General features: G+C 34.6%; 22 protein-coding genes, 1 tRNA gene and 1 pseudogene. 10 read left to right on the forward strand and 14 right to left on the reverse strand.

Annotation, left to right across the window (positions count from 1 at the left end; genetic code table 11):
* Window positions 1-39: 39 nt before the first annotated feature.
* Entirely contained in the window at window positions 40-405 is a 366-nt protein-coding gene (locus tag FG27_RS18430; RefSeq protein ID WP_037321792.1) for a hypothetical protein, read from the reverse strand.
* A 26-nt stretch (window positions 406-431) separates the two neighbouring features.
* A complete protein-coding gene (locus FG27_RS18435) occupies window positions 432-1,304 on the reverse strand; it encodes a hypothetical protein (protein WP_037321795.1) in 873 nt (290 codons plus the stop codon).
* A 255-nt stretch (window positions 1,305-1,559) separates the two neighbouring features.
* Here FG27_RS18435 and FG27_RS18440 point away from each other — a divergent pair, with 255 nt between their 5' ends.
* From FG27_RS18440 to mgrA, 8 genes are all read left to right on the forward strand, one after another.
* Window positions 1,560-1,964: a helix-turn-helix domain-containing protein gene (locus FG27_RS18440; protein ID WP_037321798.1), complete on the forward strand. Its 405-nt coding sequence runs from the start codon at window positions 1,560-1,562 to the stop codon at window positions 1,962-1,964.
* Window positions 1,965-2,025: 61 nt separating this feature from the next.
* Window positions 2,026-5,205: an ATP-binding protein gene (locus tag FG27_RS18445; RefSeq protein WP_037321801.1), complete on the forward strand. Its 3,180-nt coding sequence runs from the start codon at window positions 2,026-2,028 to the stop codon at window positions 5,203-5,205.
* A gap of 486 nt (window positions 5,206-5,691) precedes the next feature.
* On the forward strand, window positions 5,692-5,913 hold the full coding sequence (locus FG27_RS18450; RefSeq protein ID WP_037321804.1) for a hypothetical protein: 222 nt from the start codon (window positions 5,692-5,694) through the stop codon (window positions 5,911-5,913).
* A gap of 162 nt (window positions 5,914-6,075) precedes the next feature.
* Window positions 6,076-6,720: a deoxyribose-phosphate aldolase gene (gene deoC, locus FG27_RS18455; RefSeq protein WP_037321808.1), complete on the forward strand. Its 645-nt coding sequence runs from the start codon at window positions 6,076-6,078 to the stop codon at window positions 6,718-6,720.
* Window positions 6,721-6,727: 7 nt separating this feature from the next.
* Complete coding sequence (deoD, locus tag FG27_RS18460) at window positions 6,728-7,426, forward strand: purine-nucleoside phosphorylase (RefSeq protein WP_037321811.1); 699 nt, start codon at window positions 6,728-6,730, stop codon at window positions 7,424-7,426.
* A gap of 48 nt (window positions 7,427-7,474) precedes the next feature.
* Window positions 7,475-8,362, forward strand: a complete 888-nt coding sequence (locus FG27_RS18465; protein WP_037321814.1) for a serine hydrolase — start codon at window positions 7,475-7,477, stop codon at window positions 8,360-8,362.
* 18 nt (window positions 8,363-8,380) lie between these two features.
* Window positions 8,381-9,145 carry a DUF1080 domain-containing protein gene (locus FG27_RS18470; protein ID WP_037321816.1) on the forward strand — a complete coding sequence of 255 codons (765 nt, stop codon included), beginning with the start codon at window positions 8,381-8,383 and terminating at the stop codon, window positions 9,143-9,145.
* A 37-nt stretch (window positions 9,146-9,182) separates the two neighbouring features.
* A complete protein-coding gene (gene mgrA, locus FG27_RS18475) occupies window positions 9,183-10,181 on the forward strand; it encodes an L-glyceraldehyde 3-phosphate reductase (protein WP_037321818.1) in 999 nt (332 codons plus the stop codon).
* A 154-nt stretch (window positions 10,182-10,335) separates the two neighbouring features.
* Here the strand turns inward: mgrA and FG27_RS18480 are convergent, their stop codons facing one another.
* The 4 genes from FG27_RS18480 to FG27_RS18495 form a co-directional block, all read right to left on the reverse strand.
* On the reverse strand, window positions 10,336-11,307 hold the full coding sequence (locus tag FG27_RS18480; RefSeq protein ID WP_037321820.1) for a type I phosphomannose isomerase catalytic subunit: 972 nt from the start codon (window positions 11,305-11,307) through the stop codon (window positions 10,336-10,338).
* 133 nt (window positions 11,308-11,440) lie between these two features.
* Window positions 11,441-13,054: a glycosyltransferase family 39 protein gene (locus FG27_RS18485; RefSeq protein ID WP_037321822.1), complete on the reverse strand. Its 1,614-nt coding sequence runs from the start codon at window positions 13,052-13,054 to the stop codon at window positions 11,441-11,443.
* Window positions 13,038-13,667 (reverse strand): lipid-A-disaccharide synthase N-terminal domain-containing protein, encoded by a 630-nt coding sequence (locus FG27_RS18490; RefSeq protein WP_037321824.1) that lies wholly within the window; start codon window positions 13,665-13,667, stop codon window positions 13,038-13,040. The genes FG27_RS18485 and FG27_RS18490 overlap by 17 nt, the downstream gene beginning before the upstream one ends.
* Window positions 13,660-14,376, reverse strand: a complete 717-nt coding sequence (locus FG27_RS18495; protein WP_037321826.1) for a glycosyltransferase family 2 protein — start codon at window positions 14,374-14,376, stop codon at window positions 13,660-13,662. The genes FG27_RS18490 and FG27_RS18495 overlap by 8 nt, the downstream gene beginning before the upstream one ends.
* A 290-nt stretch (window positions 14,377-14,666) precedes the next feature.
* Between FG27_RS18495 and FG27_RS18500 the strand changes: the two genes are divergently transcribed.
* Window positions 14,667-14,743, forward strand: a tRNA-Arg gene (locus FG27_RS18500).
* Window positions 14,744-15,200: 457 nt separating this feature from the next.
* Here the strand turns inward: FG27_RS18500 and FG27_RS18505 are convergent.
* Window positions 15,201-15,563, reverse strand: coding sequence for a hypothetical protein (locus FG27_RS18505; protein WP_037320706.1), 363 nt, complete (start codon window positions 15,561-15,563; stop codon window positions 15,201-15,203).
* Window positions 15,564-15,802: 239 nt separating this feature from the next.
* Here FG27_RS18505 and FG27_RS18510 point away from each other — a divergent pair, with 239 nt between their 5' ends.
* Entirely contained in the window at window positions 15,803-17,449 is a 1,647-nt protein-coding gene (locus FG27_RS18510; RefSeq protein ID WP_156101245.1) for a hypothetical protein, read from the forward strand.
* 92 nt (window positions 17,450-17,541) lie between these two features.
* Here FG27_RS18510 and FG27_RS18515 read toward each other — a convergent pair whose 3' ends face one another.
* From FG27_RS18515 to FG27_RS19485, 7 genes and pseudogenes are all read right to left on the reverse strand, one after another.
* Window positions 17,542-18,957 (reverse strand): TolC family protein, encoded by a 1,416-nt coding sequence (locus FG27_RS18515; protein WP_037320702.1) that lies wholly within the window; start codon window positions 18,955-18,957, stop codon window positions 17,542-17,544.
* Between the two features lie 7 nt (window positions 18,958-18,964).
* A complete protein-coding gene (locus FG27_RS18520) occupies window positions 18,965-19,630 on the reverse strand; it encodes an ABC transporter ATP-binding protein (protein ID WP_037320700.1) in 666 nt (221 codons plus the stop codon).
* Between the two features lie 62 nt (window positions 19,631-19,692).
* Entirely contained in the window at window positions 19,693-20,436 is a 744-nt protein-coding gene (locus FG27_RS18525) for a head GIN domain-containing protein (protein ID WP_037320697.1), read from the reverse strand.
* Between the two features lie 32 nt (window positions 20,437-20,468).
* The gene (locus FG27_RS18530; RefSeq protein WP_037320695.1) at window positions 20,469-22,877 is read right to left on the reverse strand and encodes an ABC transporter permease; all 2,409 of its coding nucleotides are present in this window, start codon (window positions 22,875-22,877) and stop codon (window positions 20,469-20,471) included.
* Between the two features lie 10 nt (window positions 22,878-22,887).
* Window positions 22,888-25,257, reverse strand: coding sequence for an ABC transporter permease (locus FG27_RS18535; RefSeq protein WP_197051699.1), 2,370 nt, complete (start codon window positions 25,255-25,257; stop codon window positions 22,888-22,890).
* A gap of 32 nt (window positions 25,258-25,289) precedes the next feature.
* The gene (locus FG27_RS18540; RefSeq protein ID WP_051935931.1) at window positions 25,290-26,177 is read right to left on the reverse strand and encodes an ABC transporter permease; all 888 of its coding nucleotides are present in this window, start codon (window positions 26,175-26,177) and stop codon (window positions 25,290-25,292) included.
* A gap of 59 nt (window positions 26,178-26,236) precedes the next feature.
* Window positions 26,237-26,626, reverse strand: a pseudogene (locus FG27_RS19485) (ABC transporter permease); the annotation flags it as partial.

Genomic DNA, 26,626 nt, shown 5'->3' on the forward strand with positions numbered 1-26,626 from the left:
GGCGAATCTTATTAAATCCTATTTAAAAGTTGTCTTTGATTAATTTGTAGGCTTAGCGTTTTCCTTTTCCTCAACATCCAGTTCGGCTAACTTTTCTGTAACTATATCCATAAAATGCATTTGGCTGTCAGGCATTAATGCTATTATCAGTTCCAACACCCGGCAAACACTTTCTTCTTTTGTTGCTTTTTGGTTAATGGGCGCCAATAACATCCCATTTCCATCCAGGGCAAATGCACAGACTTCCAATAAGCTAATGATGTCGTTCAATACTTGATAGTTATTATTGACTTTAAATGAAACGCTATAATTCCCCTTGGGTTCCGGTTCTGGCAAGCCTTTTAGGTTTTCATATAGTTGCTGGATTTCGTTTAAAGTTTGAAGTTTTTTCTTCTTTGTTTTCATGCGTTCCGGTTTTTAGGATTATGATACTATTTTGCTGTTATTTTATTCTGGTATTGGCGATTATGCAGAAGCTCAAGCTCATTAAGTTTTTTATTTCCTTCTTTACGAACGCTTCTTAAAAAACGTTCCGCTAAATTGCTGGCATAATCACTGTCTTCTATGCTTACGTCATCTACCGTTTTAAAATTGCTATTATACTGTGCATGGCAGAGCTGGCTATAAACCTTTTTTGAAGTGAACGATTTTTTTGGTAAAACTATCAGGGGGCTTTTACTAAAATTTTTACAGAGGTTTAAAAGCAGGTTGAGCTCAAAATAGTGGGGTTTCCATTCCCAGTAAACCCAGATTAGCGCCGCGCAGGTTTGTAATAAGGTTTGGCTAACCAATACCATCCTTGCACTTTCATCATTCACCATATCTACAGTATCTGTTTTATCCTCAAAGTAAGACGCCCGGTTCAATCTAAACTCCCATACCTTTTTAATTTCTTCAAATTTCCTGGGGTGGTAACAATAGCCTGTTAGAAATAAAGGACTTTCCTGAAACAAACAATTCTCAGGCAAGAGCACCCGACTTAAAAAATTATCGCCTTCTTCTAAGCGCCGTTTTATATCATTATAGGAATAATGGATGCTATACAGTTTCACCTGTTCCTTCATTTTATTAAACACCTCGCACCTAAAAGTTTTAGAATCGCCAATTTCTTCGTAGCTGATAATGAGTAGTGTGAATTCATAGTGCTGTTTAAGATTGCCATTGAATTCAGAATTAAACAAATAGCTTGATGAACGCTCATTTTTAGTTGCGCCAATCCAGTAAATGGAATGCACCTTAACCAAAGACCTTATCACTTTTATGATTGGTTCCAATACTTGCTGCGGTATGTTTTTGATTTTCATAACTATTATGATTTAAAGTGTTTATTGCTCTTAATACGGTTTCCCATAATTGGTTTTAATGCATTTTCTATATATTTGGAGTTAAGAGGAAAAATTTTTATTACTAAGCCGGTAATTTTATTGATTCTGGCTTCAAATTCTGAAAATTAGTCCCCGTACCGAACCAGGCGCACTTGTAAAATACAGCCGGTAGCCTGTAAATTACCCCTTGCGGAAAGTCTTAAAACTTTAAAATGAATCCTTATCTTTGAGATTATGACAACAACTACCAAACCCAACCATATAGGGCGCAAGATTGCCCGCATTCGCGAACTACGCGGAATGAAGCAAGAAACCCTTGCCGAAGAATTGGGCATGAGCCAACAAAGTGTTTCGAGCCTTGAAAAAAGCGAAACCCTGGAAGATGAAAAACTGGAAAATGTAGCTAAGATTTTAGGAGTGACGAAAGAAGGAATTGAAAATTTTTCAGAGGAAGCTATATTTAATATTATCGGAAACACCTACCACGACCAATCATCTTCATTAAATTATAACTGCTCTTTCAACCCTTTAGATAAACTTGTTGAAGCTTATGAAGAAAATAAGAAGCTTTATGAGCGTTTAGTTCAGGCTGAGAAGGATAAAGTTGCTTATTTAGAGAAAATATTGTATAAATCCTAATTTATCAAAAAAATTAAAGTTTAATACGGGTTGTCAATAATTGTGATGATAAAAATTTAAAATGGAACATTTACAGGCTTATTATACTCTAGAAAAACATTTAGAAGAAAGTTCAAAATTTAATTCACAATTTGAAATTTTAAATGCAATATGGAAATTAAATAAAAAGAATTTATCTAAAGCCTTAAATAATGTTCATCAATTTTTTCCACATTACAGTTTACATGAACAAAGTCATTCCAATAATATTGTCAATAATATAGAATCTTTTTTAGGCGAAAAAAGAATAAAAAGGTTAAGTCCAACTAATACCTGGCTTATCTTAATGGCTTCTTTCACTCATGACTTAGGAATGATTGTCTTCCAGGATTTAGTCGAAAAAGAGTGGTTATCAGAAGAGTTTCAAACATACTTAAATGGTTTAAAATATAATACGGATCTTGATTTAAAAAGTAGTGCCGAGAAACTACTGATTTTTCAAAATATCACCAAAGAAGAGCCTGATAATCCTGATCTCCAAAATATAACTCCCATCGAAATAAGAAATGCTGTGACTTTGGTTGTGGCAGAATATATGAGAAAAGTTCATCATCAGAGGAGTGCCGAGATAATTAAAGGATCAAATGATGTATTTTATGATTTGGCTAATTCTTTTTACTCTGATCAAATACCTAAAAGACTGCTGAATCTTTTAGGTGAAGTTGCTTATCTACACGGAGTAGATTTTTATGAAATTTTCACGAGACTTGAGTTCGAATCTGATGGAATCTCAAATGATAAAATAAACCCTAGGTTCATAGCCTGTATGTTAAGACTTGGTGATTTATTGGATGTTGATGATAATAGGTTTGATTTATTTACCGAAAAGACATTCAATTTCCCTAGTAGTTCCAAACTTCATATGGAGAAACACTCATCAATCAAACACATTCTTATAAATCCTGAAGCAATAGAAATTACTGCCGATTGTCCCTCTGAAGAAGTATATAGGCTATCTAGGTCCTGGTTTGATTGGCTAGAGGAAGAAGTTTCACATCAGAGTAGAGAATGGTCAAATATTTCTCCATTAGATCTAGGAGGTACTTCCCCCACAATTCCTAGAGGAAAGATCAAAGTGTATTTTAATAATGAGAAAGTAGATGATAAATTATTAAATTTAAGATTTAATATTGATAATAAAAAAATTTTTGAAATTCTTGAAGGTGCATCAATTTACGAAAATGCAGAATTTACCTTCATACGTGAACTTGTTCAAAATGCCCTAGATGCTTCAAAAATCCAACTTTGGAGAGAAATTGAAAAGGGAACTTTTGATTTTGCATTTAAGAAAGAGTTTGGAGATCATAATCTGCCCCACCATAAAATTATTGAGAAAATAAATTTTCCAGAGGACATTCCTGAATTATTATATAAAAGTTTTGATGTCGAATTGACTCTTAATTGGGAAACTGAAAAAAAGGAAAATTTAATAATAGAAGTTTCTGATTCAGGAACTGGAATTTCAAACCATGACCTTTTGCGCATGACTAATGAGGTAGGACAGAGTAGAAAAAAAGATAGAAATTATTCAAGCTTTCTTCAAAATATGCCTTTTTGGTTAAGACCTACAGGTGCTTTTGGAGTGGGAATTCAATCTATTTTTATTGTTAGTGATAATTTTACAATTCAAACAAAAGCAGAAGGGGAAGAAAGTAAAGAGATAGTATTTCGATCTGCAAGAAATGGTAAGTATTCCTCTTTAAGTAATAAGAAACCAGAAATTACTAAAGGAACAAAAGTTTTTGTAAAAATTCCTAAAAAAAGATTCTCTGAGATTTTTGGAACCTCTTTCGATTGGAATATTATTATGGAATACGATTATTTTTCTGACCAGCATAAAAGTATGCATATACTTAAAATCGAAAAATATATCCATGAGACTCTTCAAAAAATTCCTAATCTTAAAGTAAACTTTTTTGGAAGGACAATAATAGGTGAAAATGATGTAGAAATAACTAAGCATGATTTTTCAAGTTTGATCTCAGAAGATGACGAAATTAAGTGTCAACTTTTAAAAATTAATGATAATATACAATTCAACTTTACCGAAAATAAAATAGGGTCGGAATTCATTTTGGAGATTTTTCCACATTATGCTTTTGATATAAGGAATGAATGGCCAGCATATAGTAATGAATATTTTGTAAGGGGCATTCCAGTAAAAGATAATACAATCAACTATTATAAATTATCATTTTCCAAGCTCTACTGGAACTTTATGAGTCCGGAATCAGATAAAATTTTAAGTTTAACTAGAGAAAAATTCATTAGAAAATACAAGAAGAAATTAGAGAGTAAATTCTTCGCCGACGTTATTCCTTCATCATTAAAAATGATGGACAAAATATTTCAGGAAAACATAACTCAGATAAAAAATCAGTTTTCTGAGGAAGAATTTCAAATTATTTATTTTAAAATCTTACTTCTAAAGAGCGCAAATGACGTTGGATCATTGGGTGATCGCAATCATAATTTACTAAACAAAACTTGCATTTCTCAGGAATTAGCCGAAAAAGTATCAGGTGAAAAATTAACACACGATGAATTTTTTCAGTATAAAAAATTAATAATTCCTGTATATAATTTCAATTCTATCTCCAATAAGACTGCGCGTTCTGTCAAAATGGAAGAGATTTATAAAAAGTTCGAAGATTATAATGATAGTATAATAATATGGAATCCTAACTTTTTCCATTATTATCTTCTAATGAAATTTAAAATAAAAGAATTATTTCTTTATAATGACGGAAAGGTTTTAGTTTTAGGCGATACCAAAGAATCCATAAAACTTAAAGTAGGCGAAAAACTATACTATAATCGAATTATTGAAACTCCCGGTTTACTCAAAAGAGGTTGGTACTACTCAAATCAGAAATATGATAAATCTATCTCAATAAAAAATAGTTTTGCAAGTGGATTTGAAAGGTTTCCATTTCTTTCTAAAAAATCTATCATCTCACCTTTCGGAAGTAAGAAAGAATTTATTGAATTTAGAGCCAAAATGGACAGCGGTAATTGGGAAAAAAGTGTAACCTATAATATTGTCAAAGAACTAATTCCTGATTCCTTAATAGCTTGGGTAAAAAAATATAAGCCGGAGGAAATCTCGGAAAGAAAGACTGAAACAATAATCGAAGGTTATCGGAAATTAATTATTGACATTCTAAAAAATGCTGAATTCAAGTCAAACAAACATACATAAGCTTATTTATTAAATATTTCCGGGATTTTAATAATCTTGAATATATAAGATTATCGAGTTAAATTAATTTATATCTTTATAATATCAAAGACGACCAATTGATATTAGTCTTTTAGTTCTTTCTAGTTTAGTGAATGATTCGGTGAATATATCCAGAATTAAAGATACGAGGTCGCGGTTTTAAAGAGCTGAAGCAACTTAAAAAACTTCCTGCCACCCCGACTTCATACTAACCACTTAGAAGAAATCTAAGTGGTTATTTTATATCTTAAACTGAATTACTAGCATAGCTTCATCCAAACTTCGGAGGTACCACCCCTACTGTAAAAATTCTTACTTGATAAAATTTGAAACTTTTTCTGTAAATTTTATTTCTCGTAAATTTAGTATAGGCTGAAATAATTTTAAATAAATCAAGGAATTCTTATCAATATTTTAATGAGAGTTTAAGACAGGTTCAAAGAAGTCTTTCGTAATTTAAGGATTATGAAAAATAAAGGCATTACTTACCTCATATTAACTACAATCCTGCTGGTACTAGTTGCCGCACTTGCCTATTTTAATACAGATTTTCCGCTGGTATTCTATTTAACCTTTTTTGGGCAAATCCTGTTTATTTTTACTGTTTATAAAGTGCTTACCGATAATTACTCAACTAAAAAAACCTTTGAAGATTGGTACGAAGACTATCCGGATAAAAAAGAATAGTGAAAATCCCAATTACTTTTCAGTAATATATTATACAGATTCATCTTCATTGTTGTATAGAGCCCCAAATGAATGAATCGCTTTCTTAAGAATTAAAACCTGGGAACAATAATAGAATAATTAATATATAAAGTTTTAGCTTTGTAATTCTTAAGAAATATAATGCAACTCAACCAATATATAGATCATACTATTTTAAAGCCTACGGCTTTGCCAACCGATATTCAAAGAATATGTGAGGAAGCTATCACACATAAATTCTTCGCAGTTTGTATTCCACCCTGTTATATAGAACTTGCGAGGTCAATTTTAAAAAAACCCAATGTAAAAATTGCAACAGTTATTGGTTTTCCTTTAGGTGCTGCAGCTACTGAAGTTAAAGTTTTTGAAGCAAAAAATGCTGTTCAAAATGGAGCCGATGAAATTGATATGGTTATTAATATCGGGATGCTAAAAGCTGGAGAAACCGATTATATTGAAAGCGAAATCGCTGAAATTAAAAATGCAATTGGTACTAAAATCCTTAAAGTGATTATTGAAACCTGCTATTTAAATGCAGGCGAAAAAGAAGCTGCTTGCCGCGCCGCATTAATATCTAAAGCCGATTTTGTAAAGACCTCTACCGGTTTCGGAACGGGTGGTGCCACTTTTGATGATATAAAACTGATGAAAAAGATAACAGGAGATGCAATGAAAATTAAAGCTTCAGGTGGAATTAAGGATAGAGCAACTGCAGTAAAATATATAGAATTAGGCGTTTCCAGGTTGGGAACTTCCTCTGGCATAAATTTGATGAAATTAGAATAAAACGAATATGAGCGTACATATACAGGCTAAAAAAGGTGAAATTGCAGAAAATGTTTTACTTCCGGGAGATCCCTTACGAGCAAAATGGATTGCTGAAAACTTTCTGGAAAATGCTGTTTGCTATAACGAAGTTCGCGGAATGCTGGGCTATACAGGTACCTACAAAGGTGAGAAGATTTCCCTACAGGCTACCGGAATGGGTATTCCTTCTGCATTAATTTATTGTACCGAATTGATTACAGAATATGACGCTAAAAAACTCATTCGTGTTGGTTCTGCAGGTTCTTATCAAGAAAACCTTAAAGTAAATGAAGTTGTTTTGGCTATGGCGGCATCTTCCAATTCCGGGTTTAATAAAGCTAAATTTCAACACGCCGACTTCGCTCCTACTGTAGATTTCGGGTTATTTATGAATGCTGTAAGATTTGCCGAAAATAACAGCATAAAATTTAGAGCCGGAAATGTGCTTTCTTCAGATATATTCTACGAGGAAAACGATCAAAATTATAAAAAGTGGGCAGATCATGGGGTGCTTTGCGTAGAAATGGAAAGCTCGGGGCTTTATACCGTGGCCGCAAAATATAAGGTACAGGCCCTTTCAATTTTAACAATTTCAGACTCTTTAGTTACCGGAGAGCACTTACCCGCAAAAGACAGGGAGCAAAGTTTTAACCGCATGGTAGAAATAGCATTGGGAAGTTTTTAAAATCTTTGCCTATTTTTCCTTAAATTCAAAACTTAAATCCAATGCTGAATGAAGTGTTTTCTCACCTTATCTTTCCTATTTTTAAGTTTCTGCGGAAATACGCAAACTTCAACTGAAAAACTTCAGCAAAAAATTGATTCCGTATTTGAGAATACTCAAGGTGATTTTGCAATCGCCTTTAAAAATTTATCCGAAGAAAAAGACAGTATTTTTATAAATGCCCACGAAGATTTCCACGCGGCAAGCACTATGAAAACCCCGGTAATGATCGAGGTTTTTAAACAAGCTGCTGAAGGAAAATTTTCACTTCAGGATTCCCTGGTAATAAAGAATGAATTCAAAAGCATTTTAGACGGAAGTTCTTATGCAATGGAACTAGGTCGTGACAGCGGCGAACATCTTTATGAGCGAATTGGTCAAAAAAGAAGCATTCAAGACCTTGTAACAGATATGATTATTTACAGCAGCAACCTGGCCACCAATATCGTTATAGAGCTGGTTGACGCTAAAAATGTAAATAAAACAATGCGAGAATTGGGTGCAAAAAATATTAATGTACTTCGAGGTGTGGAGGATATGAAAGCTTATGAAGCCGGTTTGAGCAACTCGACTACCGCTTATGATCTAATGCTGATTTTTGAAGCCCTTTCCAATGGAAAAGCAGTTAATCCCGAAGCTGATAAGCAAATGCTCGAAATCTTACAACAACAAAAACACATAGATCTTATCCCGGCTTTACTTCCCGAAAATTTAAAAATTGCAAATAAAACCGGTTGGATCACAGGAGTACATCACGATTCTGCCTTAATTGAATTACCTGACGGAACAAAATATGTTCTCGTACTGCTTTCTAAAAATATGGAAAATATGGATGCCGGTACTAAAATGCTTGCTGAAGTATCAAAAATGGTATATGACCACATTATTGAAAATTAAATTTTAATACAATTGAATATGAAGATTTCCAAAACGCTTTTTATAGTATCACTTTCTATGATCTCAACTTCATTTATCGGTTTCGCACAGGATAAAGAAACTGAACTTCCGCCGGAAGCAACCGAATTCTATGAACCGGTTCCTCCAAAAGTTAAAGCCGGCGAAGCTACAAATACTGCACCTTCTGATGCTAAAATATTATTTGATGGTTCAAACCTTTCTGCCTGGGTAAATGAGAAAGATGGTTCTAATCCTACCTGGAATATTGAAGAAAATATACTAACGGTAAATCCTGGAACCGGTGGTATAAAAACCAAAGAAAATTTTGGTGATATGCAATTGCATTTAGAATGGCGCTCGCCTTCAGAAATTCAGGGAGACGGCCAGGGACGCGGAAATAGCGGCGTAATTATTATGGAAAAATATGAAGTCCAGATTCTGGATTCTTATGAAAATGAAACCTATACCAATGGCCAGGCCGCCAGTATTTATAAACAATCTCCTCCCCTTGCAAATGTTACAAAAGCTCCCGGCGAATGGAATACTTACGATATTATTTTTACCGCCCCAAGATTTAATCAAAATGGAATGTTGCTAAGTCCAGCGAAAATAACCGTACTGCACAACGGCGTGTTAGTTCAAAACAATTATACCCTAAGAGGCCCAACCGAGTATATTGGTATTCCAAATTACACGAAACATGAAGAGAAGCTTCCTATTCATCTCCAGGATCACGGAAACCCGGTGAGCTTCAGAAATATTTGGGTAAGGGAATTGAATTAGAATAGATATAGTAAGAAAAAAATAAGACTTAAACTTTATGAGTAACTACAAAGCTTCAGAAGATCGCTACGAAAATATGAAATACCGTCGCTGCGGAAAAAGCGGGATTAAACTTCCCCTACTTTCTCTTGGTCTATGGCATAATTTCGGCGATCATGATGATTTTGACAATGCGAGAAATATTTTAAGAACTGCTTTTGATAATGGGATCACTCATTTTGATCTTGCCAATAACTACGGCCCACCGTATGGTTCTGCAGAAAAGAATTTCGGAAAAATTTTTGCTGAAGATTTTATACAATACCGTGACGAGTTATTAATCTCTACAAAAGCCGGCTGGGATATGTGGCCGGGGCCTTATGGTAATTTTGGTTCAAGAAAATATCTTATTGCTAGCTTAGACCAGTCGCTGCAAAGAATGGGGCTGGATTATGTAGATATTTTTTACCACCACCGTCCAGATCCTGATACACCTTTAGAAGAAACTATGGGCGCTTTAGACCAAATTGTAAGGCAGGGAAAGGCACTTTATGTGGGGATTTCTCAATATTCAGCTAAAGATACCTCGAAAGCAGCAGCTATTCTAAAGGAACAAAAAACGCCTTTTTTAATCCATCAACCCAGATATAATATGATGGATCGCTGGGTTGAGGATGGATTACTAAACACTTTGGAACACGAGGGACTTGGAAGTATTGTATTCTCCCCACTGGAACAGGGAATTCTAACCGATAAATATTTAAATGGGATCCCAAAAGACAGCCGTGCTGCTACGCAGGGAAGTTATTTAGATGAATCGCAGATCACTCCAGAAGTGGTGAAAAAAGTGCAGCAATTAAATGAAATTGCACAATCCAGAAACCAAAGTTTAGCGCAAATGGCAGTAGCCTGGTTGTTAAAAGATGAACGAGTAACTTCAGTTTTAGTTGGGGTTAGTAAAGTATCTCAATTAGAGGATAATATTAAAACTTTAAAAAACCTGGAATTCAGTAAACCTGAATTAGAGAAAATAGAAGCGATTTTAAAAAATCAATAGCAGGTTTTCTTAGTTATAAGGAGGCTGTTTGAAAGCGTCTAACTTTCGTCAAGCTGAACTTGTTTCAGCTTCTAATAGAAATTGATTTACATCAAGTTAGATCCTGAAATAAATTCAGAATGACGATTTGAAATTTTTTCAAACAGCCTCTTTTTTATTTTATATAAACTTCCAGTAATTCAAAGTTTTCCCCTGAGAGCTTGACTTCTTTGTTTTCTGAAGGGATAAGTAAAGTTTCACCCTGAGCGATATTTTCAGAATTACCGTTTATAGCAACCTTCCCATTGCCGCTAACGCACATATAGATAACAAAAGAATCTAAGGCGCTATAATCTTTCTTAACTTCCCCTGCTACCGGAAGATAATTTGTTGTGAAATACTGGCAACTTGCTACTTTTGAAGATTTATTGGTCTCCTTATTGTAAATCAGTTTAAAATCGTCTTTCTTCTCAAAATCAATGGCATCAATCGCCAAAGCCGTATGCAGTTCGCGGGAATTTCCTTCATCATCGGTTCTATCCCAGTCGTAAATTCGATAAGTAACATCTGAGGTTTGCTGGATTTCAGCTAAAAGTACCCCTGCTCCTATCGCGTGTACTTTACCGGTATTTATAAAGAAACTATCGCCTTTTTTAACTTCTTCAAAATTGAGTGATTCAACAATTTTTCCTTCCTCCAACCGACTAATATAATCGTCTTTTGAAATACTTTCTTTAAAACCAATATTGATCTTCGCCCCTTTATCGGCCTGCATAATATACCACATTTCAGTTTTTCCGAAGGAATTATGGCGCTGTTTCGCAAGATCGTCGTTAGGATGCAACTGTACAGAAAGATTAGTATTGGCATCTATGAATTTAATGAGCAAAGGAAAATCGGCATCAAATTCTTTATATATCTTTTTTCCTAAAATCCTGTCCTTATATTCTTCTAAAAGATCTTTTAAAGTAAAACCTTTAAGTTCGCCGTTAGCAACAACAGAAATATCGCCCTCTACCCCAGAAATCTCCCAGCTTTCGCCAAGATCGTCGCGGTTGGTTTCTTTGTTTAAAAGGCTTTTGAGTTTATTACCTCCCCAAATTTTTTCTTTTAAAATGGGGGTAAATTTAATTGGATAATCGAGCATTGGTTGGTTAGTTTAAAATCGCCTAAATATAAACAATTCTCTTCGTGTTTAAAAATGGTGCTTTTTTCGAAATCAGTCTATATTCTATCAAGAAATACTTATAAAATTTGCGCTATGGTTTCTTATTGATTTTCTATTTTTCAATTAAATACAACTCGCGATGCAACCTTACTTTGTGTTTGGTACTCACAGGATTCATATCTATAATGTCAATTTTTTCGATGCTATAATTAGAAAATACTTTTTGCAAACTGTCGGCATTATCAGTTTCGGTTAGCAATAAAAATTTATCTTCTGAAGGAATTTCAAGCTTTCCACCTTGATTCAAAACCTTGATTGGCTTTCCATATTCCCAGATAATTTCAGGAGTAAAATTCTGGAACTCATATAAAGGAACATCATATTTTTCAAGGTGCTTATCTACATTCACTATACTATTATACGCTTTGTTCACATTAATTTTATCGGCCATTGGTAAACCAAACCAAACGATACTAATTAAAAAGAAAACACTTAAATAAAATACCGGTCTAATCTTTTTCAGCATTAGGAAACGGAACATTAAAATTCCTATAATAAATAAGAATATTGAACTTAAAATGTACCAAATCAAAATATCCTGCAACATAGGTTCAAAATAAAAATATGCGGCAATGGGAAATATACAACCTACTAATGCGAAAATTCCAAAATGGAAATAAACTATCGCAGCTTCTTTAATTTTAACACTTCGGAAATAATTAAAAAGATATTCGATGTAAAAAGCCGTGTTCATTGCCATAGGAATGAGTACCGGCAAGAGATAGCGAGATTTTTTTTCAGGAATTACAGATAACAGAAAAACAGAAGCCAAGGTCCAGAAAAGTGTGAATTTATAAGCTTTTTTATTACTTACTTTATCTTTTAAATAGGGATAAAGTAAGGCCACAAAAGATGGAATAGTCCATAAACCGCTTTGAATAAAAAAGCTCCAGTAATAATAAAACGGCCTCACATTATAATTTAACCATCTCCCTGTCTCCTGACTGGTAATTTCAGCAACGGCACGCGTATCGAATAAATAAACATAAAGATTCCACCAGCCTCCTGAAATTAAAGCTAACAGAATTAAAAGTGCTAAAGCTTTCCAGCGCACTTTAGTTCCATCAAAATTATAAATAACTCCGTAAGCTATTAAAAATGGTAGTAATAGCGCGTAAATGGAAACCGGGCCTTTACTCAAGATGGAGCATCCCATGAAGAAGCCACTAATTGCAGCGTATAAATACCAGTTTTTTGTTGAATTATAAAGCTTGTATAAAGAAAAGATGGCAAGCATCATAAAACTATGGGTATAAATATCCCACTGCCCGTCCCTACTGGAAAAAATAATATAAAATGAGGTAGTCGCTATTAAACCGGCTACGAATGATAATTCTATATTTTTGGTGATCTTAAGAAGGAACTTATAAATAAAAACCACGAGGATTATGCCCATAATCGCTGAAGGAAGCCGCAAGCCAAAAAGTCCTTCCATCCCAAAGATCATCATTGAAATAGCTGTTAACCAGGTTGGCAGCGGGGGTTTTTCATAACGTGGCTCGGCATTCATCGTGGTGAAAATCCAATTTCCATCATTTACCATTTCCCGGGCGGTAATAAAATTACGCGCTTCCATAATATTGATATAAATCGCATCCAGGTTTACAAAAAAAACAGCTGTTCCCGCAAGAATTAGTAATAACAGGTATTTATTCTCTAATTTCATTATGATGAATTATAATATTCCTAATGTACATTATTGCCCCAAATAAATGCCCAATAAGTAAAACCGGATCTTTCCTGAAAATAGCATAAATTAAAATTAAAGAGGAACCTACGAGGCTTAACCACCAAAACCCGAGTGGTAGTGAAGACTTCTTTTGCTTTTCAGAGTAGAGCCATTGGTATAAAAACCGTAAGGTAAAAACTACCTGGGCTACAATTCCCAATAGTAATAACCAAACCGGAATCGCTTCATTTTGAAACAATTTTTGAAGATTATATTCATTATTTAAGAAACTATATATTACTACAATGGCAGGAAAAATGAAGATGGCAAACCTAAGCAAATATGGGAGCTTTCCCCATTGTCCCTGGAATTGTAAATTTCGTATATAAATAAAATAAGTAAGCGTTTGCCCAAGCATAATCGCAAAATCATCTCGAAAATATCCATAGATAAATAACAGAAATGAAGCCAGTAAGCTTAATTCCCAAAAAAGGATGGGTGTTAAGACTTTTTTCTGTTTTTCAGATAGAATCCATTGCATAATCATCCTGGAAGAAAACAGGATTTGGGCGGTAAATCCTATAATATAAATAATTAGCGAATTACTCATGTTTCGCTTTTATACTATAATCTATATAAGATTTTTTAATCCATACATATGCAAAACAGTCTACCAAAGGTCCAAGGAACCTATTTTTAAAATTATATTTAGAATAGCCTTCTATTCTTGGAAAATGGTTAATTACTACCTCTTTAATTTTTTTTTCCTGCAACAGGATCATTGCCGGTAAAAACCGCTGTAATCCTTTAAACATAGGGATTTTCCTGGCGTATTCAGTATGCATAATCTTTAATGGGCATCCGGTATCGTGAATATTATCATGCGTGAAAAATATTCGCACTGCATTACCAGTTTTAGAAGAGATACGTTTTACAAGAGTATCTTTTCGGTTCTTTCTCCAGCCTGTAACCAATCCAAAATCTTTAATATATGGAAGCAATAATTCAAAATCTTGTGGATGTGTTTGTAAATCGGCATCGAGGTAGCCAAGTAAAGGGGTTTTTGTATGATCAAAAGCGGCTTTCAATGCAGCACCTTTTCCATAATTTTTATCGAATAACAAACAACTAAACGCTTCCTGTTCCAGACAGAATTTCTCTATCGTAGAAGCACTTCCATCGCTAGAACCATCATCTACCAATAATACGCAGGATTTAAGAGAAGCGGTTTGGAGATAATTCTGTAAATACTCAAAAAGCCTGGGTAAACTCTCTATTTCATTAAAAATCGGAACAATAATGGTGAATTGAAATTCCATAGACACTTATAGGCTGCTATTATAAATTTCTGAAGAGTTGAGTAACTCAAAAACCTGATTTTCAGGAGTGAAATTCCGGATTAAAAAGTAAGTCAAATTTATCAATTGGATCTTTTAAAAATTTACCGCAGCAAAATTAATGATATAATTTAGAAAAACTTGGAAAATGAAAATTAAGTTAAAAAGAGATTAAAATTAGATTAAAAATCGAGTCGAAGAAAAAAATTATTTTTTAATTAAAAAAAGCTTGTTTTATTTCGAAAGAGACTTATATTTGCAACCGCAAAAACGGTCGCGTAGCTCAGCTGGATAGAGCACCTGCCTTCTAAGCAGGCGGTCCCAGGTTCGAATCCTGGCGCGATCACCAATGAAACCTCTGGTATTCCAGAGGTTTTTTTTTTTTTTTTTATTCCGGTTGATTTTTTCAAATAGTTTGAGATTTGGCTACGTCATCCTTTCAATTAAAAAATTATAGCGTACTTCTACTTCCTAAGTATTCCCTAAAATAAAGTTCCTTTAGAAAGCTTTTCAAATATTTAGGCTGTAGGAAATGGAAGCAGAAAGATTCATATTTAACGAAAGGTTCCGAATAATAATAGAATTGATAAAAATTATATAAATATTCAGGGATTTACAGAAACTGGACAACTTATATCTAAAAAAAGACACTAAGAATAGACTGATATGCTCGGTACTAGTAAACTACACGGATAAAGATGACGAGACAAGATTAGGAAAATTAAATCCCGAAAATAAGTAGTGAAAATATTAGAAAAAAATTATTCCCACCAGAGTAATTTAAATAATTCCTTGTTTAGAAAAATTTAAAAAAGTGGTCTTGAAGGAAGAGGTTTACTGGTTAAATCATAATCAGGCATTATATTTTTTAACACATCGGCTGGCGTAATCCTGAAATCATTACGGTTAAAGAAATTTTTCATTTTTAAATTTGATAAAGAAATAGCAAAATCTCCATCTTTAATATTTTGTAGAGAATGATTTACAAGATTTACCCCTCTTAAATCTAAAGCTAGCCTAAAATCCATAGCGTCAGCATCTGCTGAATACACAACTTGTTTTAAACTGGGAAGCATATTTTTATTCTTGATAGTTGTGGTATCAGATTGTGCAAATCCGGAAGTCAGACTACTTAGTATAAGTACCAAAAGACAGTAAATTTTTTTCATAAGGTGAATTATTTATTAAATATAGGAAAAATATAATTTTAAAGTAACTGGTTAGCTGAGCAAAATTATCAAACAATACGTTTTGCATCGAGATATAAATTTCAAAAAAAATCCAGAGTTTAGCTAGAAGAGCTACCTACTCTTTCCCCATTAAAATGAATGAAATATCCTGAGAAATTATAAAACTAATAAATTAGTTTTATATTGTAAATCATCAAAATTATTAACTTCTAAAGTTTATGAAAAAATTATTACTTCTTTTATCAATCCTATTCCTTCTCGTTTCATGTCAACCATATCATCCGTTAAGCAAACACAATTACTATATTCAAAGCAGGCTATACAATGAATCACTCGAGCTTCAAGTGCAATACTTCGGTGACACTCAATTAAAATCATTAAGTGATCTGCCCTTAAAGGAAATCAAACGAAAAATTCAAAACTTAGAAGGCCTAAAGGCTAAAGATCTATTAGCTTACGGTACCACAAATGTAAACCCGGAATACAAGGTCTTCCTATTTATCCAGGAAAACAACAGAAAACTCGATGTTAGCAATGGTAGTAAAGGATCTTTGGTTTTTAGGGATACTTTATCTAATTCGGTGCTATTTAAAAAAATAAACCCGGATAAAACCGCTTATTTATATATCAAGGCGAAAAACAATAATAATAGTTTACACTCCCTCGTCAAAGACGGGGAATCCATCATAAATTCACTTTCAATAGGCGCTGAAGTAAAGGAAGAACTCACTTATAATAAAGTATTCAATGCAGTTAAAGATTCTCCGAATTACCTAAAAGCGAGAAAGAAATTAAATACAGCGCCTGTAGAAAAAACTGAAGCCAATGAGTGGATGCAATTTCAATATCTGGCAACCATAAATTCCTTTTTTTCAAATAACGAAGACTATAAAAATCAAATTGAGGAATTCGAGGCTAATCGTAAAAATCAATTGAAACCAATTCTCGACACCTTATTACAAAATCCAGAGGTCAAAGTGAACAAAGGAGTTCTCGATGAAATATCTGAATTGGCCAAAGAAACGCGAGTGGTAATGCTTAATGAAAATCATTGGTATCCAAAACATCGTGTATTTGCAATAAAACTATTGAAAAAATTAAAAGAGAACGGATATACCCACCTGGCTTTGGAAGCACTATTCCCAAACCAGGATAGAAAAATAAATGAAAGAGGCTTTCCTACTTTAAATGCAGGGTATTATATAAGAGAACCCAATTTTGGCCAGTTAATTCGCAAGGCCAAAGAATTGGGTTTTATATTAGTGGGCTATGAAAATCAAAACCAGGAGATCAATAGAGAGCTAGGACAGGCCCAAAATCTCCAGCATATCTTAGAAGAGGATCCTAATCATAAGATCTTTGTCTATGCCGGGCTGGATCATATTCTTGAAGAAGAAACCAAATCAGGTAAGCGAATGGCCGCATATTTTAAAGAACTAACAGGATTAAATCCTCTTACCATAAACCAGTCTGATGTGATAGGAAACTCCCAAAATGAATTGTCTTTGATACCTACGAGTATGGTAAGCACCTTTGAAAAATTAGATAAGCCGGTTGATTATTTTGTGATCAATAACCTGGAGTCCAATTTTCAGGAAAGTATCGATCAGGAAATGGAAACTCAGGAATTCACAATCGAGCCTAAGCGGTTTGCAGATTTAAATGCTAATGAAATACTCATAAAAATTTTTAAGAAATCTGAATACGATATTTATAAGAATGGTAGTGTTCCTTTACAGGCAACTTTAAAAAAGCAATCGCAAGAACCTATTTTATTTTCATTACCCCCCGGAAACTATACCATTCATTTTAGTTCTGTAGAGAATAATGAGATTCTTGTATTTAATAAAACTTTGGAGCGTTAAAGAATTGAATAGCCTTTGAAGTAGCTTTTCTTTATGGAATAAATCCGTATAAACTAAGTTAGAGATAGCAATAGTTAATCTACCCATTCTTTTTAAATGGAAAAACCCCTATAATAATCCAGGATCTTAGTTCTGAAAATGTATTCATAGCGCGCATTGGCTAGATTTATTTTAGCATTATCCAGGTTGTTTTTACTGATGATATAATCAACAATATTAGAAACCCCACTGTTAAATCTAATTTCATTTACCCTAAAAGATTCTGTGTAAGCAGCTACCTGTTCTTTATAAATTTCATAGCGGTTAAATGCAGTTTCCATATCGTTATGAGCTTCACGAATAGCTTGCTCGAATTCATTTCTTGTTCGTTCAAATTCTACTTCTCTTTCTTCAAGGGCTATTTTTTGAAGCCCTACTGTATTTCTTGCCCTAAACCCATTAAAAATAGGAATGCTTACCGCTACTCCCACATTGGAATTTAAATTATTGATCAATTGATCCTGATATGGAATTTCTTCTGCTACGAAATTTGTTTGCTCCTCTAATACCGAAAAATTATTATCACCTACCCGAACAAATTGTCCGGTTTCAACAATAGCCGCTCCGGTTTCATTAAAGAGCCTGGCAAGACTGGAATAATTGGTGTTTAATTGGGCGAAAAAGGAAATTTCAGGGGAATATAAACTTCTGGAAACCTGTACATCTTCTTTTGCAGCTTCAATTCTCAACTCCCCAGCTTTGAAAGTAGCTAGATTTTCCAGAGATTCCTTAAAAACTTCATCTGCGGTAAGGATATATTCTTCTGGTTCTGATGAAAAGTATTCTGGAGCAACTTCAATTTCAGTTTCAATATTCAACAGCCTTTTCAGTTCAAGTTTTGAGGCTTTTAAATTGTTTTCGGTGTCGGCAATAATAGCTTGATCATTAGCCAACTGTCCACGGATATCGGTATAATTCGCCGGGCTACCCTCCCCTTCATCATTTAGTGTTTTCAAACGCTCTACCTGATCCTGAGTTGAAATTCGTCTTGTTTTTGCCAGCTCCAACAGGTCTTTATTATTTAAAACCTGGAAATAAGCGAGCGTAACATTGAGCACCATTTCTTGCCGGGCTTCCTGTACTTCCATTTCAGCCGCTTGCAAATTCAAACGGTCTCGCTGAATCCTGTTTTTAATTTGAAAACCATTAAAAATAGTCGCCCCCAGACCTATTCCTGCATTAGAAAAGCTTAATTCTTCATCTATATAGGTATTGGTAAATGGATCTATACTTCTACCATTATTCAATCCATAACTATAACTGGCATTAAGGTCGGGCAACCTACTATTGCGGGTTTGTTTGAATTGTAATTCCGAAGTTCTTTCCCTTAAAACCGAACTTTTAACATCAAGATTATTTTCCAAAGCAACTTCAATAGCTTCGCCCAGGTTTAATTGTAATTCTGAATCCTGAGCGTATCCTGAAATAGCAAAAACAAGAAATAGTAGGCAAGTAAATTTTTGAAACATACTGATTTTATTTTTTTGAAATACTTCCGTCTAGAAGTTTGATAGTCCTCGTTCCATAAGCCGCATTGCTTTCTGAATGTGTGGCTTGGATTATGGTAACTCCTTCCTTATTTAATTCCTTAAAAAGTTGCATAATCTCATCACTCTGATTGGAATTTAGATTGCCAGTAGGTTCATCAGCAAGGATTAGTTTGGGTTTAATTATCAGCGCCCTGGCAATCCCAACCAATTGTTGCTGCCCCCCACTAAGTTGGTGCGGAAACAAATCTTTCTTACCAACAATATTGAATCGGTCTAACATATCGGCTACCAATGCCTTTCGTTCAGAACTTTTTACTTTTTTATATAACAATGGGGTTTCAATATTTTCATACACCGTTAGATCATCCAGGAGATGATAAGCCTGAAAAATAAACCCTATATTTTCATTGAAAATAGCAGTTCTTTTTTTCGGTTTTAAATCGTGAATTGCTTCGTCTTCAAAAAAATATTCGCCCTCATCAAAAGAATCCAGCATAGCAATTACATTGAGCAGTGTGGACTTTCCAGAACCCGATGGCCCCATAATGGAAAGAAATTCACCCTTTTCAATATTCAGGCTTAAATCGTTGAGCAGGAAAATTCTTCTTCCGCCGGTTTTTACCCATTTATAAATGTGGTTGAGTTGTATCATTGTTTATTCTTATTATTTATTTCTTATTTTTTTGGTGTATATCGCTGAAGTCAAACATGTTTTTATTCAGATCTGTTGATTTTTAAGCCTCCTAAAACCAGTCCCTTCTTTATCTCAGGATTTCCCTTGTATTCCAAAGAAGCTTCTCCATAAGCTGTGATTTTTATTTCTTCAGTAGCATTAATCAAGAAATCAGATTCCCCATAAGCAGTTATCTTGGTAGTTTGGGTTTTAGCTTCAAGTGCATTCACCTTACTAGCTCCATAAGCTCTGATACTCTGTTCCTTAATTTCACCAGCTTTAATATTTAAAATACTTTCGCCATATATCGAAGTTCGAAGACTTTTAATATCTACTTCATTTAAAGTGACATTTGATTCCCCATAAATCTTCAATCGAAATTTATTCTCTTCCAAGGGACTTTCACATACTATATTTTCTTCGCCCCTTAGTGACAATTCCTTCAAGGTTTTATAGGATATTACTGCAGTAACAACTGTACCTTTATAAATTGGCTTTTTCATTTCCCGTCCATTTTCAGTAATCTTTTCTTTCTTTGTAAATTCCTTAGCGTCGTCCAGGTAAACCCGAAGTGTTTTGTTCTTCACTTCAATATTCAGTTTTTCTTCGCTCTCAGTATTTTTCTCAATGGTTACTGACTCTTCGTTGCCTTCAACGAAACTTACCTGAATATGAGGGCTAATTATTACTTTATCGAATTCATCTACTGGTGTTTTTTCCTGAGCAATTAATGAATTACAAATGGACAATAATGGTAGTGTCAAATAGAAGCAGATATTTTGCATAATTTGGTTTTAGTCGTGGTTTATTTAAGTGTTTATTCTGTTCTTAAACTTTTAATAGGATTGGCTGATGCAGCCTTAAAACTTTTAAATCCGATGGTGATGAGCGCAATAAGTGTAGTAAGTAATCCCGCGAGCAGAAAAAACCACCATTCTATTTGAATTCTATAAGCAAAATCCTGGAGCCATTTTTCCATTAGAAAATAGCCAAGTGGAAATGCTATGATAAAAGAGATGAAAATCAGCTTGATAAAATCTTTGGAAAGCAAACTTATTATCTCTGGAACACTTGAGCCTAAAACTTTTCTGATTCCAATTTCCCTCACCCTTCTTTCTGCAGCAAATGTTACCAGGCCGAATAATCCCATACAGGCTACAAATATGGTGAGCCCGGTAAAAATGCTGAGAATGCTTCCCATCTTTTGCTCCCTGAGATAGGTTTTATTGAAAGATTCATCTAAAAAAGTATAACTGAATGGTTCTTTAAGACTGAATTTTTGCCATTCGCTTTCAATATAACTTAACAGTGAAGCGACATCGGCGGTGTTGGTTCTTACAATTAAGCCGCCATAAGGATTATTCATCAAAATTAAAGGTTCGATCTCCCGGTGTAAGGATTTAAAATGAAAGTCTTTTACCACGCCTATTATGGTTAATTCACGGCCACCTTCATCTGTATCCCTGATAAAGGTTTTCCCAATGGGATTTTGATGAAAACCTAAGGAATTTGCAGCGGTTTCATTTATGATGACTTTATCCTCTTCAGCACCAAATTCTTTTGAGAAATTTCTACCGGCTACCAGCTCCAAACCTAAAGTGGGAATATAAGCTTCATCTACATTATAGATAAACATTCTTCTATGGTACTCATTATCAAGTAAAATACCAGACATATTGATATCGGTAACACCGGCTGGTAGGAATGAGGAATTGCTTACCGATTTCACCCTAGGATCTCCTAAAATCTGGTTTTTAAAAGCATCGCATTGCTCGCCCAATAGCTGCGCACCCCTTAGAACCAGAATATGATCCTTATTGTAACCTAGATCTTTATTCTGAATAAAAGCCATTTGCTGGTAAACCACAATGGTAGCAAGAATAAGTCCTGCGGAAATAATAAATTGAAATACCACAAGCCCGTTTCTTAAATTGCTTTTTCCGGAAGCTGAAAACCTGCTTTTTAAGACCTGAATCGGTTTAAAGGAGGAAAGAAAAAAGGCTGGATATCCACCGGCTAGAAAGGCAACTAAAACAATCAGTACCAAGGTTGATAACACAATAGAATATTGAAGTAAATCAACAACCTGTAAAGATTTGCCGGCCAGATCATTAAAGGTGGGTAGAAAAAATACCACTAATAATATGGCAAGGATGGCCGCAATTAAAGTAGCTAGAAAGGATTCGGTTAAAAATTGTTTTATAAGTTGTTTTTGCCCGGAACCTAATACCTTTCTAATTCCGACTTCTTTAGCCCTTTTTGAAGCTGCAGCTGTAGCTAAATTCATAAAATTTATACAGGCAATGAATAACATAAAGATGGCCACCGCTCCAAAAATATATAAGTATTTAATATCCATTCCGGGCTTTAAATGTCCACTACTTACAAAATCGGGGTTTAAGTGAATATCGGTAAGCGGTTGCAAAAATAATCCTACCCTATTATTATCTTTAAATTCTGAATAGGAAACGCCAACCGCTTCCCGAATTTGGGGGCCCATATATTTATCCAGAATTCCCGGTAATTTTGCTTCCAGGTCTTTATATTGAGCTCCGTCTTTTAAAAGCAGGTAGGTATGAAAATCAGAATTCACCCAGGAAGTACTGTTCGCATATTCATATCCCTTCATAGAAGCGAACATTCCAAATTCAAAATGGGAATTCTCGGGAATTTCCTCAATAACTGCGGTAACCGTATATTGTTTATCCCACTCGTTAGAATTTAAGCGCTTACCAATAGGGTTTTCAGTCCCAAAATAGCGTTTTGCCTGCTTTTTCGTTAAAATAATCGAATTAGGATCTTCTAAAGGATTCGTGTTATTTCCGTCTATTATTTTAAAATCAAAAACTTCAAGAAATTCAGGATCTATATAAGCGAAATCAAAGTCCCTGTAAATCTTATTATTATAGGAAAGCGACGGGTCGTTCATTTGTTTAAGACGGGCTGCGGTCAACACTTCCGGAAAATCCTTTTCTAAAGTCGGTCCTACTGGAGGCATAACCACTGCCTCACTAATTTCTTCACCTCCAATTTCAGCCTTAAAAACCACCCGAACTATATCGTCGGCTTTTTCGTTGTACCCATCATAACTTACCTCATCCAGAATAAAAAGAAGAATAAGCAGGCAGGAAGCCAAGCCAAGACTAAGACCAATGATATTAATACCATATACGCCCTTATTCTTTAGAATATTTCTTTTCGCGGATTTTATATAGTTTTTGATCATAATTCTTGGATTATTCGGTTCTAAGATTATTAGCAGGATTCTTCATTGCTGCTTTCACAACTCGTATTCCGACTGTCCCTAAAGCGATGAAAAAAACTACTCCTATGCTTTCAACAAGAACTAAAAGGCTTATTTCAGTACGATAAGCAAAATTAGTAAGCCACTGTTCTAAAAAATACCAGGTAAGTGGTACTGAAATAATACTTGCCAGTAAGATGAGCTTTATAGAATCTTTGGAGAAAATAGCTACAATTTGACCAACGGAAGCTCCCAATACTTTTCGAATGCTGATCTCTTTTGTCTTTTTCTGAATAGTAAAAGTGATAAGACCGAATAAACCCAGGCAAGAAAGAAGGATGATCAAAAGACTGAAAATTTTTAGAATGCTACTTAACATAGTTTCTTTTCTAAATTCATTTTTAAGGTCATCGGATATCCAAGAGAAATCAAATCGATTTTCCGGATAAAAAGTATTGTAAGCTTTCTCTACTTTAGGAATTATTTTTTGAGGATCTTCTGTATCAATTATAATAAGCATATTCCCGAAATCAGGATTTCTCACGGAACGAATTATTGTGGGAGATACTCGATTTCTAAGGGATTGGTTATGGAAATCCTTTATAATACCCACAGGTATCCCTTTAATCGTTTCATAAGGTCGATTTAGTTCTCCAATTTTAAGTCGCTTAGCCGTATATTCCGTAATTAAAACCGGATTTTGATCTTGATTTAATTCTTCCTCTTTGGATGTTTCAGGACCTAATTGTTGTTCAGCAGAGTAATCTTTTCTGAATGTTCTGCCTTTAACCAATTGAAGCTCAAGAGTAGATTGAAAATCCTGATCACCATCTATATAAAATGTTTCTAATTGTTCTCCGGGAAATTCAGGATCTTCCACATTCTGCGAAAATGTACCCCCTGCACTAGATGGAATCCATTGACCAATAGTGGCTCTTTCTATACCCGGTATCTTTAAAATTTCCTTTTTAAATGCACTGCCCTTCTCTCCCCAATTGGTAAATGAAATACGGAGGAGATTTTCTTTATCGAACCCTAAATCTTTCTGACCTAAAAACCGAAGTTGTTCCTGAACCACCATCGTACCTATAATAATTCCTACTGTAATTACAAATTGAGTGACGATAAGTGTTTTTCGAAAAGTTTCTGACTCTATGGGCGCCTTAAAGAAACTACTGGTTACCACAGTACTTCCTGGTCTGGAAATTACCCACGCTGGATATAGCCCGGTAATTAGGCTCACTAAAATAATTAAGCTTACAGCTGTAAAGACAAGCTTTAGGTTGCTAATAAAAGTTAATGGCAACAAATTCCCAGTGAAATTCTCCAGAGGGGTCAACGAGAAAAAATAGATGCTTAGCCCAAGTAAAAAACTAATTCCGAAAAAAAGAAAAGATTCCGTTAGAAACTGTAAAATAAGTCCTTTCCTACTTGCTCCAAGTATTTTACGAAGTCCGGTAGTCTTTATTTTTTCGATGGTTCGTGCCGTACTTAAGTTGATAAAATTAATACAGGCAATCAACAATAAGAGAATTGCTATACCGGTTAGAATATTTATATTATTCTGGTTCCCTTTTACTTTCTGATAAATTTCTTCTGACCCTAAGTAGATTTCACCAATTGGCTGAAGTGAAAAATTTATTTCTCTATTATCTTCCACATTCTCCCTGTACCATTGATTGATTTTTTGAGAAAATAACGCGGGTGACACCTCAGCTTTTAAAAGCAGGTACTGCGTTCCGTAAGGCATAAAACCATTTGAAGAAAAAGTGTTGGCATTAGATTTTTTAACTACTAGCGCCTCAGCCCTTAAATGGCTATTTACAGGTAAATCTTCAATTATGCCGGTAATAATAAATTTTTCATTCTCACCAAAATTCGAGACATTCTCTATAATTTCACCTACCGGATTTGTTGCTGGAAAGTATAAATTTTTAATTTTCTCAGAAATAACCAAATTCGGATATCCCTCTTGAAAAATTTCAGGATCGCCGCTAGTAATTTGAAAATCCAGTATATTCCAAATTTTCGGATTTACTTCAAGAGTTGACACTTCAATTTTATTCTGGTTAAATAAAAAAGTATTGTTGATACTCTCTACTGAAGAATAACTTTCAACCTGATCGAAATTCGCTGCCAAACTTGGGCCTAGTGGTAAAGGTATTGAGGCTTTTTTTGAACCAGTTGCCGGCTCTTCCTGATTTATCCTAACAATTCGTTCCCCTTTACTCCAATTTTTATCATAACTAAGTTCATTGATTACTACCGTAGCCACTAATAATGACGCAGCAATTCCTACACTTAAGCCACCGATATTAATTGAAGAATATAGAAGGTTGGACTTTATACTTCGCCAAGCCATTTTGAAGTGATTTTGAATCATTTTTTATTAAATTATTCGGTTTTTAAACTTTTTACAGGGTTTGCAGTTGCGGCATTTATAGTTTTAAAGCTTATGGTTATTATTGCGATTAGAAGTGCAATAATTCCTGCGGAAATAAAAACCCATAAGCTCAGGTCAATTCTAAAAGCATAATTCTGCAGGAATTCTTTACTTAGGTACCAGGAGATTGGTGCTGCAATTAAAAATGCGATTCCGACCAGTTTTAGAAAGTCTGAAGTAAGCAACAACGTGATTTTGCCCACGCTTGCCCCTATCACTTTTCTTATTCCAATTTCTTTTCTGCGTTGGGAAACCAATAACATTGACATTGCGAACAAACCAATACAACTTAAAATTATGGCAATAATAGAACCACTGGTTATGAGCGTGGTCATTGTTCGTTCCCTTCGTAAGGTGCGCTCAATATTTTCATCAAGGAAAGATCCTGTGAAGGTGGCATTTGTTTCTATCTTATTCCAGGCTGCTTCAATTTTCTCTAAAGAATTTAGTGCATTTTGAGGTGCTACTTTCACATAGGCATACCGCATATTCCAGTTCGGTTTTAGAAACAACGTAAGCGGTTCTATTTCTTTGTCTAAATCCTGAAAATGATAATCCCTTATCACTCCTACCACATTAAAGGAACCGGACTCCTCCAGTTCGATCTTTGTATTAAGTGCATTCTCCTCTTGTAGTTGACTTGCCATTGTCTCATTAATAACAACTGCGAGACTGTCGGTAGCAAAATTTCGATCAAAGGACCTTCCTCTTGAAAGATCGAGGCCCAGGGTTTCGATATAGTCATAATCAACCATTAAAATATTGGTTAAAACTTCCCTTCCTTTATATTCAAAGCCAAGAACGCTGGTGGAGCGGCTTCCGTCCTTGCCGAGGCCCATGATATTATTGGAGGCGGTAATGCTTATAATGCCGGGATCACCGCTTAGTTCATCCCGGATTAATTGAATCGCCTGGGCATCTCTCGCTTTCCGTTAAGGGCGAAAGCAACTACCTGATCTTTGTTAAACCCTAAATCTTTGCTGCGCATAAATTCCAGCTGGTTATTCAAAACAAGGGTACCGCTAATAAGCAGAATGGCAATTCCGAACTGTATAACAATCAAACCATCGCGAAGTCGATTTTTACCGGACATTTCAATTTTCCCTTTTAGGGCCTGAATAGTTCCCAATCGACTGAGTAATAAAGCTGGATAACCACCAGCAACCAGCGTAATAATTAGCAGGCATATCAAAAAACCAAGAATCATTTCAGGGTTGGTCACAGAACTAAAGTTTGCCCGGGTTTGGAAAAGGGTCTGAAAAGATTCTAATAATGCCCCGGCTACCAA

It is taken from the genome of Salegentibacter sp. Hel_I_6, assembly GCF_000745315.1.
In the GTDB taxonomy this organism is placed as follows: Bacteria; Bacteroidota; Bacteroidia; order Flavobacteriales; family Flavobacteriaceae; genus Salegentibacter.

Excerpts from the sequence above, each read along its gene's own strand:
- FG27_RS18430 (WP_037321792.1), bottom strand. The coding sequence starts at position 405 with ATGAAAACAAAGAAGAAAAAACTTCAAACTTTAAACGAAATCCAGCAA.
- FG27_RS18435 (WP_037321795.1), bottom strand. The coding sequence starts at position 1,304 with ATGAAAATCAAAAACATACCGCAGCAAGTATTGGAACCAATCATAAAA.
- FG27_RS18440 (WP_037321798.1), top strand. The coding sequence starts at position 1,560 with ATGACAACAACTACCAAACCCAACCATATAGGGCGCAAGATTGCCCGC.
- FG27_RS18445 (WP_037321801.1), top strand. The coding sequence starts at position 2,026 with ATGGAACATTTACAGGCTTATTATACTCTAGAAAAACATTTAGAAGAA.
- FG27_RS18450 (WP_037321804.1), top strand. The coding sequence starts at position 5,692 with ATGAAAAATAAAGGCATTACTTACCTCATATTAACTACAATCCTGCTG.
- deoC (WP_037321808.1), top strand. The coding sequence starts at position 6,076 with ATGCAACTCAACCAATATATAGATCATACTATTTTAAAGCCTACGGCT.
- deoD (WP_037321811.1), top strand. The coding sequence starts at position 6,728 with ATGAGCGTACATATACAGGCTAAAAAAGGTGAAATTGCAGAAAATGTT.
- FG27_RS18465 (WP_037321814.1), top strand. The coding sequence starts at position 7,475 with ATGAAGTGTTTTCTCACCTTATCTTTCCTATTTTTAAGTTTCTGCGGA.
- FG27_RS18470 (WP_037321816.1), top strand. The coding sequence starts at position 8,381 with ATGAAGATTTCCAAAACGCTTTTTATAGTATCACTTTCTATGATCTCA.
- mgrA (WP_037321818.1), top strand. The coding sequence starts at position 9,183 with ATGAGTAACTACAAAGCTTCAGAAGATCGCTACGAAAATATGAAATAC.
- FG27_RS18480 (WP_037321820.1), bottom strand. The coding sequence starts at position 11,307 with ATGCTCGATTATCCAATTAAATTTACCCCCATTTTAAAAGAAAAAATT.
- FG27_RS18485 (WP_037321822.1), bottom strand. The coding sequence starts at position 13,054 with ATGAAATTAGAGAATAAATACCTGTTATTACTAATTCTTGCGGGAACA.
- FG27_RS18490 (WP_037321824.1), bottom strand. The coding sequence starts at position 13,667 with ATGAGTAATTCGCTAATTATTTATATTATAGGATTTACCGCCCAAATC.
- FG27_RS18495 (WP_037321826.1), bottom strand. The coding sequence starts at position 14,376 with ATGGAATTTCAATTCACCATTATTGTTCCGATTTTTAATGAAATAGAG.
- FG27_RS18505 (WP_037320706.1), bottom strand. The coding sequence starts at position 15,563 with ATGAAAAAAATTTACTGTCTTTTGGTACTTATACTAAGTAGTCTGACT.
- FG27_RS18510 (WP_156101245.1), top strand. The coding sequence starts at position 15,803 with ATGAAAAAATTATTACTTCTTTTATCAATCCTATTCCTTCTCGTTTCA.
- FG27_RS18515 (WP_037320702.1), bottom strand. The coding sequence starts at position 18,957 with ATGTTTCAAAAATTTACTTGCCTACTATTTCTTGTTTTTGCTATTTCA.
- FG27_RS18520 (WP_037320700.1), bottom strand. The coding sequence starts at position 19,630 with ATGATACAACTCAACCACATTTATAAATGGGTAAAAACCGGCGGAAGA.
- FG27_RS18525 (WP_037320697.1), bottom strand. The coding sequence starts at position 20,436 with ATGCAAAATATCTGCTTCTATTTGACACTACCATTATTGTCCATTTGT.
- FG27_RS18530 (WP_037320695.1), bottom strand. The coding sequence starts at position 22,877 with ATGATCAAAAACTATATAAAATCCGCGAAAAGAAATATTCTAAAGAAT.
- FG27_RS18535 (WP_197051699.1), bottom strand. The coding sequence starts at position 25,257 with ATGGCTTGGCGAAGTATAAAGTCCAACCTTCTATATTCTTCAATTAAT.
- FG27_RS18540 (WP_051935931.1), bottom strand. The coding sequence starts at position 26,177 with ATGGGCCTCGGCAAGGACGGAAGCCGCTCCACCAGCGTTCTTGGCTTT.